Genomic DNA, 12,890 nt, shown 5'->3' with positions numbered 1-12,890 from the left:
CAGGATGAAAGCTACACCTGCTTCACCGGTATCTCTAAGGCGCCGCCCTTTCCCTCGCGTCGCTCACTGATCCACGCGTTGACCTGCTGGCCAAACGCTGCCGGCGCTTTGCGCCCGAAACGCCGGGCAAGGTCAAGGATAGTTTGCTGGGCCAGCGCTTCCTCCATGCGTTTTTGTGCATTGAGCATCACCGCGTGGATCGCACAGGTGCCCTCGGTCGCCCATCCAGGAGGCGAGCCATCAAAGAGTGTGCAGCGCTCGCGAATTTCTCGGCAGTCGAAGATTTTCTTCGGGCCATCGATCGCCGTGACGATGTCGAGCACGGTGATTTCATCCGACGGCCGCGCCAGGCGGAAACCGCCACGCACCCCTTCGGTCGCCGCCACCAACCCCGCGCGCGCCAACTTGGTGAAAACCTTGGCCAGGTACTCCTGCGGCACGCCTTGCAACTCGGCCAGGTCGCGGACGCTGGACTCGCGCGTCTCACCACGCTCGTCCACCAAGTACAGCAAGCAGTGGATGCCGTATTCGACCCCAGCACTGTAGAGGGACATATCTATCTCCGACTAATCCTGTCGCAAATGTTACGCGCTAACCGTCGTAATAGCAAAGTAGTCGATCGCCGTTCGTCGTTCGCAAACATGCCTAAGCCGCTGTTAAAACCCCGGGATAAATGGCTTTCTCTGCGATTGATCGTCATCTTGCCAGGCGCCGAAGAGAAAAAAAGCTTGCGGCCATCAACTACGATCAATACAGTCGTAGTTATTCGAACGACTCAGCTGACGTCATCGAATCCTTCCAGACCTCGTGAACGACCCCTGCGGAGCCCCTCATGAAATCCAACATCCTGATCATCGGTGCCGGCTTTGCCGGTGTTTGGAGCGCCCTGAGCGCCGCCCGCCTGCTGGACCAGGCTCGACGCGACGATGTGCGCATCAGCGTGCTTGCACCACAACCTGAGCTGCGCATTCGCCCGCGCTTTTACGAAGCGGATGTCCACAGCATGAAAGCGCCGCTGGGCGAGCTTTTCGAAGCCGTTGGCATTCACTTCATCCAAGGCAGCGCCGACACCATCGACGCCCAAGGCCGCAGCGTCAGCTACACCGACAATCACGGCCAGCTGCAACGGATCACCTATGACCGTCTGATTCTCGCCGCCGGCAGCCAAGTCGCGCGCCCCGCCGTGCCGGGCCTGGTCGAATACGCTTTCGATGTCGACCAGATGGAGTCGGCCATGCGTCTTGAACAGCATCTTGTAGCCCTCGCGTCGCGACCGGAGTCGCCAGCACGCAACACCGTGGTCGTGTGTGGCGGTGGTTTCACCGGCATCGAAACAGCAACTGAAATGCCAGCTCGCCTGCGGTCGGTGCTGGGCGAACAGGCTTCGTTACGGGTACTGGTCATCGACCGTGGTGCCACCGTGGGAGGGGCGCTTGGCGCAGGCATCACACCTTCGATCGTCGCGGCCTGCGAACAAGCGGGCGTGCAATGGCTGACCGGCAGCTCGGTAGTAGCAGTCGATGCCGGAGGCGTGACCCTCGACAACGGCGAATACGTCGCTAGCCATACGGTTATCTGGACAGTCGGCGTGAAGGCCAGCCCACTGACCGCGCAAATTGCCGGAGAGCGCGACAGCCTTGGACGTCTGCGGGTCGACGAGCACCTGAAAGTGATCGGCCAATCGCATATCTATGCCACCGGCGATACCGCTTGGGCGGCGGTGGACGATCTGGGCAACCACGCGCTGATGACCTGCCAGCATGCCATCCCCATGGGCCGCCACAGTGGTAACAACGCAGCGGCCGACCTGCTCGAGCTGCAACCGGTCGCCTACCGTCAACCCAAGTACGTCACCTGCCTGGACCTTGGTGAATGGGGCGCGGCATTCACCGAAGGCTGGGAACGTGAGCTCAAGCTGCAAGGCCTGGAGGGTAAGCATCTCAAACGCCAGATCAACTCGGTATGGATCTACCCGCCCGCTGCGGACCGTACCCAGGCCCTCGCAGCTGCCGACCCGTTGATTCCTGTCGTCTGACCGCCAGGGAACTGACAAGTCCGCCAACGAGGGCGGACGCGTCTTTTGCACAACGAAGTTGAATGGCTGTTCAGCAATGATGGCACCGTGGCATCATTCAAACAAAAAAGAAATGAGGGTGAGAAAAACACACTTAATTCGCAGCGCATCAAGAGCCTGGCGCCAGCCCCAGTGACCCGGCCTTGCGACCATGCTCTTGACGCCTGCACGACGACGTCAAGGAGCAATCAATGCAGCTAAGGAATATGAAGATCGGCATTCGCGCTGCCAGCGTGTTCGCCTTGTTGGGCATCCTGGTCCTGGCCATGGGCCTGATCGCGCTGTTCGAAACCCGGCAAATGGACAAGGCCACGGATGAGATCCGCATGACGTGGATGCCTTCGGTGGTCGCATTGAGCGAGATCAGCAGCAATCTCGGTCGAGCCCGTGCCATCACCCTGCGCGCCGCACTGGACGATAACGACAGCGAACGCGCCCGCAACATCGAGCAGCTCAAAGGCATCAACGAGCAGTTGCAAAGCGGCCTCAAGGACTATGAGACAACCATCATCGACGCCGACGACCGCGCCCTGTTCGCTGCATTCACCACGGCTCACCAGCAGTACTACGAGGGCCAGGCCCTGGTGATCGAAGACCTCGCCGCCGGCCGTATCGCTCAAGCCAAGCAGCGTATCAGCGGCCCGCTGACCCAGCACGCCGATAGCATGATGAAGGCCATGAGCGCCCTCATCGCCTACAACGGCAAAGGCGCCGAAGACGCTTCGCAACGCAGCAGCGACATGGCGGACGAAGCCTTCCTGGCCATCACTGTTTCGCTGGTGGTCATCATGCTCGCCCTTGCCGCCATCGCCACCCTGCTCACGCGCAGCATCGTCGTGCCACTGGGCGAAGCCGTGAGCGTGGCCGAGCGCGTCGCTACCGGTGACCTGACCCAGCCGATCAAGGTGAGCGGCCGCGATGAGCCCGCCCTGCTGCTGGGCGCACTGAGCCGCATGCAGGAGAGCCTGCGCGACACCATTCGCAAGATCGCCGCGTCTTCCGACCAGCTGGCGTCGGCATCCGAAGAGCTGCACACCGTCACCGAAGACACCAGTCGCGGCCTGCACCAGCAGAGTGCGGAAATCGACCAGGCCGCCACTGCGGTCAACCAGATGACCGCCGCGGTGGAAGAAGTGGCCAACAATGCGGTGAGCACCGCCGATGCCTCCAAGGGCGCCGACCGCACCACTCGCGACGGCCGTGACCAGGTCAACCAGGCCCTGGAGTCGATCCAGCATCTGGTCCAGGACGTCTCCGGCACCTCACAGGAGATCGAACAGCTGGCCAGCAACGCCAACGAAATCAGCCGCGTGCTCGACGTGATCGGTGCCATCGCCGGTCAGACCAACCTGCTGGCGCTCAATGCCGCCATCGAGGCCGCACGCGCCGGTGAAGCGGGCCGAGGTTTCGCCGTAGTGGCTGACGAAGTCCGCGCCCTCGCCCACCGTACCCAGCAGTCCACCGCCGAGATCGAGCAGATGATCGTCGGTATTCAGTCTGGTACCGAACGGGCAGTGTCCGCCATGCACAGCAGCCAAGGCCGGGCCAACGGCACCCTGGAGGTGGCGCAATCAGCAGGTCAGGCGCTGGAAGTGATCGCCGAGGCAATCGCCTCGATCAACCAGCGCAACCTGGTGATCGCCAGCGCGTCCGAGCAGCAGGCGCAGGTGGCACGCGAAGTGGATCGCAACCTGGTGAACATCCGTGATCTGGCGATGCAGACCTCAGCGGGGGCCAACCAGACCAGCGCGGCAGCCCAGGACCTCTCGCGCCTGGCGGTTGACCTGAACGGCATGGTGGCGCAGTTCAAGGTGTGATCGGCTCAATAGTATTTATCCATTGAATACCGCGCGGCACCTGAAGTATGCTCGGGCTCATTCATTGGAGAGCAACATGCCGAAACACACCTGCAACCCCGCCAAACACACCGGTCGCACCGCGCGTCCTGTGCTGGCCGTTGCTGGCTGCGAGGCTGTCGCCAGCTTTTATTTTGGGTATTGGTTTAGCCACTAGGCGCCGCTGATACCCACACGGCGCCCACTTTCGAGGGGCCGCCGAATACGAGAATACTCAAACCCCCGGTCGGCTCCCCGACCGGGGGTTTTGCTTTTCAGGCCATCGACAACACCGATTCACACTGAGGACAGATTCATGAACTACGCCACTTACTGCTACGCAAATACCTATGCCTGGCGATTTAGCCAACCCCGTTCGGGCCAGCCTGCCGCCTCCGTACGGTCGATCTCCGGTGGCACTGCCGCACAAGAACCGAATTTGACGATCTGTCGAACACCTCGATAGGGCCGATCGAGCGGGCCAGCACCCGCCGTCCGCCCAGGGATACCACGCCATGCAAGCTTCCAACCTCGCCCTGCCCCTTTCCCAGCCTCAAGCTGCCAACACCACCGTCAGCAAGCGCCTGCCCAGCCCGCACTTGCTCAAGCAGCAGATGCCGCTGTCCCTCGAGCTCGCCCAACAAGTCCAGGCCCACCGCCAAGCGATCCGCGCCATTCTCGAAGGCCGCGACGAACGTCTTTTGGTAGTCGTCGGCCCGTGCTCGATCCACGACCCGCGCTCGGCCCTGGAATACGCCGACCGCCTCGCAGCCCTCAGCCGCGAAGTGAACGACCAGCTGTTGCTGGTGATGCGTGCCTACGTCGAAAAGCCACGCACCACCGTCGGCTGGAAAGGCCTGGCCTACGACCCGCACCTCGATGGCAGCGATGACATGCACTCGGGTATCGCCTTGTCCCGTGGCCTGATGCTCAACATGATCGAGCGCGGCCTGCCGATTGCCACCGAACTGCTGCAACCGATGGCCGCCAGCTACTTCGACGACCTGCTGGGCTGGGCCGCCATTGGCGCACGCACCACCGAGTCGCAGATTCACCGCGAGATGGTCAGCGGGCTCGAACTGCCAGTGGGCTTCAAGAATGGCACCGATGGCGGTGTCGGAATCGCCTGCGACGCCATGCGTAGCGCCGCCCATCCCCATCGCCACTTCGGCATGGATGCGCAGGGCTACCCGGCGATCATCGAAACCCTGGGCAATCCGGATACCCACCTGGTACTGCGCGGTGGCCACAAAGGCCCCAACTACGACGCACAGAGCATCGCCCAAGCCCGCCAGGGCCTGGCCAAAGCAGGGCTGGCAGCACGGATCATGGTCGATTGCAGTCATGCCAACAGCGGCAAAGACCCGGCTCGCCAACCGGCCGTGTTCGAGCAGGTGCTGAGCCAACGCCTGGCCGGTGATCGCTCGATCGTCGGCGTGATGCTCGAAGGGCATCTGTTCGACGGTTGCCAGGCACTGGACAAGGGCACGTTGAAGTACGGCGTGTCGATTACCGATGGTTGCCTGGGCTGGGCGTCGACCGAAACGCTGTTGCGTGACGCGGCAGCGCGCTTGTAGGAAACGTACAGCAAGCCTTGCGAGACATATCCCAGACAAGTGCGTTAGGCTTGCTTTTTTACCCAAGGAGTAGTTCCCATGGCACGTGCCACTGCCCGCCACATCCTGGTCAGCTCGGAAGAGAAATGCAACGAGCTCAAAGCCCAGATCGAAGCCGGTGCCGACTTCGCTGAAGTCGCCAAGGCCAATTCCACCTGTCCGTCCAGCCGTCAAGGCGGTGACCTGGGCTCGTTCGGTCCAGGCCAGATGGTTCGCGAATTCGATACCGTGGTGTTCAGCGCCCCGCTGAATGTTGTCCAAGGCCCGGTGAAGACCCAATTCGGTTACCACCTGCTGGAAGTGACCAGCCGCCAGGACTAAGTCACCGTTGCCGGTGATGTTCCCCAGGGGAGCAAGCGTGTGGGGGCTCGCACTGTTGTGCCTGTCCCTCACAGCCAAGGCAGCCCCCACCCACGCCCTCACCGTCTATGGTGAAGCCCCCCGTTATGGCCAGGCCTTCCGCCATTTCGACTACGTCAACCCCGATGCACCCAAAGGCGGTAGCATTCGCCGTTCGGCCATCGAAATCGGCCAGTTCGACCACATCCTGCCCTACATCGACAAAGGCATCGGTGTTTCCGAGGTCGACGGCTGGCTGTATGCGCCCCTGGCAGTGCGCTCGTTCGACGAACCCTACACCGTCTATGGGCTGATCGCCCGGCGCATGGAGCGTGGGCCAGACGATGCCTGGCTGCGTTTGGAGATCGACCCGCGCGCCACCTTCGCCGATGGCAAGCCGGTGCGCGCCGAAGACGTACGGTTTACCTACCAGTTGCTGATGAGCAAGGGCAGCCTCAAGTTCCGCACCCAGTTCGCGGAAGTTACCAGCGTGACGGTGGAAAGCCCGCATCGGGTACGCTTCGATTTCAAGCAACCCCATGGCCGTACCCTGGCCTTGGACGTGGCCAGCCTTCCGGTACTGCCTGAGCACGACTGGCAGAACCGTGACTTTGCCAATGGCGCAGGCTTTGAAAAGCCCGTCGGTAGCGGCCCTTACCGAATCGGCCGGATCGACAACGGCCGCAGCATCACCTTCGAACGCAACACCGGCTGGTGGGCCAAAGATTTGCCGGCCAGCCGTGGCCGCTACAATTTCGACCAGATCCGCATCGAGTACTTTGGCGACACCGAAGTGGCCCGCCAGGTGCTCAAGGGCGGCGGCTACGACTACAACCGCGAGTTCTCCGCAACGGCCTACACGCTAGGCTACAATGGCGCGCAGCTGGACGATGGTCGCTTGCAACGGGCCCATCTAGGCCCTGCCAAGCCGCAAACGGCCCAGGGCTTCGTGTTCAACCTGGACCGCCCGCAATTCAACGACCGCCGTGTGCGCCAGGCGCTGGCGATGCTCTGGGATTTCGAATGGAGCAACCGGCAGATGATGCGCCGCCTGTACATCCGCCAGCAGAGCATGTTCTCCAACACCCCCCTTGCTGCCCGTGCGCTGCCCGACGCCAGCGAACTGCAGGTGCTCGAACCGCTACGGGGCAAGGTCCCCGATGAAGTATTCAGCCAGGTGTATACGGCACCGGTGACCGACGGCTCTGGCATCATCCGAACGCAGCAGCTGCAGGCACTGGCCTTGTTGCAGCAGGCCGGCTGGCACCCCCAGGGTGACCAGCTAGTGAATGCGCAGGGCGAACCGCTGGCGTTCACCTTCTTGAACGGCCAGTCCGGGATGGAGCGGCTGCTACTGCCGTGGAAGCGCAACCTGGCGCAGATCGGCATCACGCTGAATATCCGCAACGTCGACTCGGCTCAGTACATCAACCGTCTGATGGCCCGAGACTACGACATGATCGTCACCGGCTACCCTGTCACCTTGTCGCCCGGTGCCGAACTGTACAATTACTTCGGCTCGGCAGCGGCCAACGACCCGGGGTCGAACAACCTGATGGTGCTCAAGGACCCGGCGGTGGACACCTTGATCGATGGCCTGGTCCGCGCCAGCACCCAGGCCGACATGCTGCGCCACGCCCATGCCCTGGACCGGGTGCTGCAATGGAACTACTACTGGATCCCCAACTACTATCCACCCGGCAGCTCCACCGTCTGGTGGAACCGTTTTGGCCTGCCCAAGGTCCAGGCTGCCTATGATGAAGGCCTGGACACCTGGTGGGAAATCAGCCCGACCGCACTGACCAATGCGCAGATGGCCGAGCGCCGGAAGATGTCGCCATGACTGCCTATATCCTGCGTCGCCTGTTGTTGATCGTGCCTACCCTGCTGGCCATCCTGCTGGTCAACTTCGTCATCGTCCAGGCTGCGCCGGGCGGTCCGGTCGAACAGGCGGTGGCCAGGCTGCAGGGGCTGGGTGGCGGTGCGCCCGGGGCACGGGCCGAGGCCGTGCATGGCGAGTCTCGCGCTGGCCGTGGCCTGGACCCCAAGCTGCTCGAAGAGATCAAGCATCAATACGGCTTCGACAAGTCCGCCCCCGAGCGCCTCTGGTTGATGCTCGAACAGTATGCCCGGCTGGATTTCGGCCAGAGTTTCTTCCGCGGCGCCAAGGTGACCGACCTGATTCTGGAGAAACTGCCGGTGACCCTGTCCCTGGGTTTCTGGGCCACCCTGATCACTTATCTGGTGTCCATCCCGCTGGGGATCCGCAAGGCAGTGCGCCACGGTAGTCGCTTCGATGCCTGGAGCAGCGCGCTGATCGTGGTCGGCTATGCCCTGCCCTCGTTCCTGTTCGCCCTGTTGCTGATCGTACTCTTCGCAGGTGGCACCTCGCTCAACTGGTTCCCGGTGCGTGGGCTGGTCTCGGAGAATTTCGACCAACTCAGCCTACTGGGCAAGGTCGCGGACTATTTCTGGCACCTGATACTGCCTGTCGGATCGCTGGTGATCGGCGGTTTCGCCACGCTCACGCTGCTGACCAAGAACGCTTTCCTCGACGAGATTTCCCGCCAGTACGTGGTCACGGCGCGGGCCAAAGGCCTCAGTGAGCGCCGGGTCCTGTACGGGCATGTATTGCGCAACGCCATGCTGCTGGTCCTGGCCGGCCTGCCCCAGGCATTGATCACAGTGTTCTTCGCCGGTTCGCTGATGATCGAGGTGATTTTCTCCCTCGATGGCCTGGGCCGCCTGAGCTATGAGGCCGCGGTGTCGAGGGACTACCCGATCGTGTTCGGCACGCTGTTCATCTTCACCCTGGCGGGGTTGCTGATTCGCTTGATCGGCGACTTGTCCTACACCCTGCTCGACCCACGCATCGACTTCGACGCGAGGGTACGCTGATGCTTTCGCCTGTCTCCCGCCGCCGCCTGCAGCGTTTTCGCAACCACCGCCGCGGCTGGCTTTCCTTGTGGCTGTTCGCCGGATTGCTTGTGCTGAGCCTCGGCGCCGAGCTAGTGGCCAATGACAAACCCTTGCTGCTGGGCTACAAGGGCGAGTTGTACGCTCCAGCGTTCAAGCGCTACAGCGAGCAGCAGTTCGGCGGCCAATTGCCGTTTCAGCCTGACTATCGCAGTGCCTATGTGCGCCAACTGATCGAAAGCCAGGGTGGCTGGATGCTGTTCGCCCCAATTCCCTTCAGCGCCGACACGCCAAACTACGACCTGCAGGTGCCCACACCCAGCCCACCCAGTGCCAGCAACTGGCTGGGCACCGACGACCAGGGACGCGATGTACTGGCCAGGGTGCTTTATGGCACACGGGTGTCGCTGCTGTTTGCCTTCGCCCTTACCGTCGTCAGTGTGCTGATCGGGGTAATGGCCGGCGCCCTGCAGGGCTACCACGGCGGCTGGGTCGACCTGCTCGGGCAACGGTTGCTGGAGGTATGGTCAGGGTTGCCGGTGCTGTACCTGCTGATCATCCTCAGTGGTTTCGTCGAGCCTGACTTCTGGTGGCTGCTGGGGATCATGGCGCTGTTCTCATGGCTTAGCCTGGTCGATGTGGTGCGCGCCGAGTTCCTTCGTGGGCGTAACCTTGAGTACGTCAAGGCCGCCCGTGCCCTCGGGTTGCCCGATACCCAGGTGATGCTGCGGCATATCCTGCCCAACGCCATGAATGCCACCCTGACCTTCATCCCCTTCATGCTCACCGGGGCCATCACCACCCTGACCGCATTGGACTTCCTTGGCTTCGGCATGCCGGCAGGGAGCGCTTCGCTGGGCGAACTGGTGACCCAGGGCAAGCAACACCTAGAGGCACCGTGGTTGGGCTTTACCGCGTTCTTCGCCCTCGCGGTGATCCTGTCGCTACTGGTGTTCATTGGTGATGCCCTGCGCGAAGCTTTCGATCCTCGCCGCTAGCGTGGCGCGGACAAGGCAGCACAGTCTTCACCCAGGCCATACCTCGCCGCATAATGCGTCTCCCCCTCAACAGGCCTCCTCCATGCACGACAGCGACAGCCTCAAGGACTATCCCCAGGTAAGGCAACTGGCGATCCGCTCGCTGTTCGAGATCATCGAGCAATCCAGCGAAGGCACGGTGATCGTCGACCGCCAGGCCCGCATCGTCTGGATGAACGAGCGCTATGCCCGGCGCTTTGGCCTGGCCGATGCCGCGAGCGCCATCGGCCAGCCGTGTGAGTCGGTGATCCCTGGCAGCCTGATGCGGGAGGTGGTCAGCAATGGCCGGCCAATCCTGCTGGACATGCTCGACACCCACAACGACCCTTTGGTGGTCATGCGCTTGCCCATCCACGATGACCAGGGCGCGCTGATCGGGGCCATCGGCTTTGCCTTGTTTGACGAACTGCGCAGCCTGTCGCCACTCCTCAAACGCTACTCGAGCATGCAGCAAGAATTGGCGTCCACCCGCTCACAGCTAAGGGCACGTCAGGCCAAGTACAGCTTCGCCCAGTTCGTCGGCAGCAGCGCGGCCAGCCTCGAGGCCAAGCGCCGGGCGCGGCGTGGCGCGAGCAGCGATTCGCCCGTGCTGTTGCTGGGCGAGACCGGCACCGGCAAGGAGTTGCTGGCCCATGCGATTCATGCCGCCTCGGCGCGCGCGCACAAGGCGTTCGTCAGCATCAACAGCGCGGCCATTCCAGAGACCTTGCTGGAGGCCGAATTCTTCGGCACCGCCCCAGGTGCCTTCACCGGCGCCGACCGAAAGGGGCGCAGCGGCAAGCTGCAACTGGCCGAGGGCGGCACGCTGTTCCTGGACGAGATCGGTGACATGCCGCTGGCCCTGCAGAGCAAGTTGCTGCGCGTGCTGCAGGAAAAGGAATACGAGCCTGTGGGTTCGAACCAGATGCTGCGCAGCGACGTGCGGATTATCGCCGCCACCTCCATCGACCTGCAGGCCGCCATGGACCGTGGAGCATTTCGCGCCGACCTGTATTACCGGTTGAACGTGCTGCCCATCGACGTGCCGCCATTGCGTGAGCGCCTGGAAGACTTGCCAGCGTTATGCGAAGCGATCCTGGCCGAGCTGGGCAGCCAGTACGAGTTGGAGCCCGAGGCATTGCAGCTATTGGCCCGGCACGCGTGGCCAGGAAATATCCGGGAGTTGCGCAATGTGTTGGAGCGGGCCACGTTGTTGGCCGACCAGCCGCGGCTGGGGCCTGCGGAAGTACGCTCGGCGCTGGGGCCATTGAGCCCGGTGGCGGCGGCTGTGACGCGGCAAACATACCGAGAGGCCTGTGAACAGTTCGAGCGCAAGTTGATTGGCGATGCCTTGCTGGAATGTTCGGGGAATGTGCCGCAAGCCGCTAAGTTGTTGGGGCTGGGGCGCTCTACCTTATACAAGAAGATGGTGGCGCTTGGGCTTTAGTCTCATTTTTGAGATTCTTGTCTCTATATAGGGATACCACCCCAACCGCCGGCAATCCTTCGCCTACACGACACGTGTTAGGACCCGGCGTGCCGGCGAGGGACTGCAAAGCGGGCCCAACCGTCTCAAATCAGAGACAAATATGTCATAACCACCAAATTTATCTATGTAATTCAATCACTTATAAGGTTGGCACGATTCCCGCTATCCCCTGGTAACCGATAACAACAAGACCCACCCAGGAGATTCATCCCGATGACCGTGCTCATCGCACTGGCCGCCCTGGCCCTGCTGATGCTGGCCGCCTACCGCGGCTACAGCGTGATCCTGTTCGCCCCCATCGCCGCCCTCGGCGCGGTACTGCTCACTGACCCGGCCGCCGTGGCCCCCGCATTCACCGGGGTGTTCATGGAGAAAATGGTCGGCTTCATCAAACTCTACTTCCCGGTCTTCCTGCTAGGCGCGGTGTTCGGCAAGCTGATCGAACTGTCAGGCTTCTCTCGCTCCATCGTCGCGGCTGCCATCGGTCTGCTCGGCACCCGGCAAGCCATGCTGGTGATCGTACTTGTCTGCGCCTTGCTTACCTACGGGGGCGTGTCGCTGTTCGTGGTGGTGTTCGCGGTTTACCCGTTCGCCGCCGAAATGTTCCGCCAAAGCGACATCCCCAAGCGACTGATCCCGGCGACCATCGCCCTCGGTGCGTTCTCCTTTACCATGGACGCCCTGCCCGGCACGCCGCAGATCCAGAACATCATCCCCAGCACATTCTTCAATACCACCGCCTGGGCCGCACCCTGGCTGGGACTGATCGGCACCTTGTTCGTGTTCTGCGCAGGCATGCTCTACCTGCAACGCCAGCGCAACAAGGCCCAGCGCGCAGGCGAAGGCTATGGCAAGGACCTGCGCAACGAGCCGGAGACCGCCCCCGACCTGACCTTGCCCAACCCCTGGCTGGCCTTGTCGCCCCTGGTGCTGGTGGGGGTCATGAACCTGCTGTTCACCCATTGGATTCCACAGTGGTACGGCCCCAGCCACACCCTGCAACTGCCGGGCATGAGCGCGCCGGTCAACAGCGACGTGGCCAAGCTCACGGCCATCTGGGCAGTGCAGGCAGCCTTGCTGGTGGGTATCTTGATGGTACTGGTGTGTGCCTTTGGCGCCATTCGTACACGCCTGGCGGAGGGCACCAAGAGCGCGGTCAGTGGTGCGCTGCTGGCGGCAATGAATACCGCCTCGGAGTACGGTTTCGGCGCAGTGATTGCGTCGCTGCCGGGATTCCTGGTACTGGCCGATGCCCTGCGCGCCATCCCCAACCCGCTGGTCAACGAAGCCATTACCGTCACGCTGCTGGCGGGCATCACCGGCTCGGCATCCGGTGGCATGAGCATCGCCCTGGCTGCCATGAGCGAAAGCTTCATCGCCGCTGCCAACGCCGCCAACATTCCGCTCGAAGTGCTCCACCGGGTGGCCGCCATGGCCAGCGGCGGCATGGATACCCTGCCGCACAACGGCGCGGTGATCACATTGCTGGCGGTGACGGGCCTGACCCATCGCGAGGCCTACAAAGACATTTTCGGCATTACATTGATCAAGACCCTGGCGGTATTCGTGGTCATCGCCACTTTCTACGCCACCGGCATCGTCTAA

Annotated in this window: 10 protein-coding genes; 9 read left to right on the top strand and 1 reads right to left on the bottom strand. The window is 62.6% G+C overall.

From position 1 onward, the window contains the following. Nucleotides 1–11: 11 nt before the first annotated feature. Nucleotides 12–554: an Rrf2 family transcriptional regulator gene (locus tag C4Q26_RS25315; protein ID WP_023380726.1), complete on the bottom strand. Its 543-nt coding sequence runs from the start codon at nt 552–554 to the stop codon at nt 12–14. A gap of 278 nt (nt 555–832) precedes the next feature. Here C4Q26_RS25315 and C4Q26_RS25310 point away from each other — a divergent pair, with 278 nt between their 5' ends. From C4Q26_RS25310 to C4Q26_RS25270, 9 genes are all read left to right on the top strand, one after another. Then, nucleotides 833–2,035, top strand: coding sequence for an NAD(P)/FAD-dependent oxidoreductase (locus tag C4Q26_RS25310; protein ID WP_104883856.1), 1,203 nt, complete (start codon nt 833–835; stop codon nt 2,033–2,035). A gap of 230 nt (nt 2,036–2,265) precedes the next feature. Continuing rightward, complete coding sequence (locus C4Q26_RS25305) at nt 2,266–3,891, top strand: methyl-accepting chemotaxis protein (RefSeq protein ID WP_104881716.1); 1,626 nt, start codon at nt 2,266–2,268, stop codon at nt 3,889–3,891. 533 nt (nt 3,892–4,424) lie between these two features. Continuing rightward, a complete protein-coding gene (locus tag C4Q26_RS25300) occupies nt 4,425–5,486 on the top strand; it encodes a 3-deoxy-7-phosphoheptulonate synthase (protein WP_023380731.1) in 1,062 nt (353 codons plus the stop codon). 78 nt (nt 5,487–5,564) lie between these two features. Then, complete coding sequence (locus C4Q26_RS25295) at nt 5,565–5,846, top strand: peptidylprolyl isomerase (RefSeq protein ID WP_023380733.1); 282 nt, start codon at nt 5,565–5,567, stop codon at nt 5,844–5,846. A gap of 16 nt (nt 5,847–5,862) precedes the next feature. Further along, nucleotides 5,863–7,707 (top strand): extracellular solute-binding protein, encoded by a 1,845-nt coding sequence (locus tag C4Q26_RS25290; protein WP_104883855.1) that lies wholly within the window; start codon nt 5,863–5,865, stop codon nt 7,705–7,707. Next, on the top strand, nt 7,704–8,762 hold the full coding sequence (locus C4Q26_RS25285; protein WP_023380737.1) for a microcin C ABC transporter permease YejB: 1,059 nt from the start codon (nt 7,704–7,706) through the stop codon (nt 8,760–8,762). The genes C4Q26_RS25290 and C4Q26_RS25285 overlap by 4 nt, the downstream gene beginning before the upstream one ends. Beyond that, nucleotides 8,762–9,778 (top strand): ABC transporter permease, encoded by a 1,017-nt coding sequence (locus tag C4Q26_RS25280; RefSeq protein ID WP_023380739.1) that lies wholly within the window; start codon nt 8,762–8,764, stop codon nt 9,776–9,778. The genes C4Q26_RS25285 and C4Q26_RS25280 overlap by 1 nt, the downstream gene beginning before the upstream one ends. Nucleotides 9,779–9,860: 82 nt before the next feature. Further along, on the top strand, nt 9,861–11,243 hold the full coding sequence (locus C4Q26_RS25275) for a sigma-54-dependent Fis family transcriptional regulator (protein WP_104883854.1): 1,383 nt from the start codon (nt 9,861–9,863) through the stop codon (nt 11,241–11,243). 255 nt (nt 11,244–11,498) lie between these two features. Beyond that, complete coding sequence (locus tag C4Q26_RS25270; RefSeq protein WP_104883853.1) at nt 11,499–12,890, top strand: GntP family permease; 1,392 nt, start codon at nt 11,499–11,501, stop codon at nt 12,888–12,890.

This window comes from Pseudomonas sp. SWI44 (genome assembly GCF_002947915.1).
Taxonomy (GTDB): domain Bacteria; phylum Pseudomonadota; class Gammaproteobacteria; order Pseudomonadales; family Pseudomonadaceae; genus Aquipseudomonas; species Aquipseudomonas taiwanensis.
Note: the sequence above shows the minus strand (reverse complement) of the source record. Positions and strands in the feature narration are given on the sequence as shown.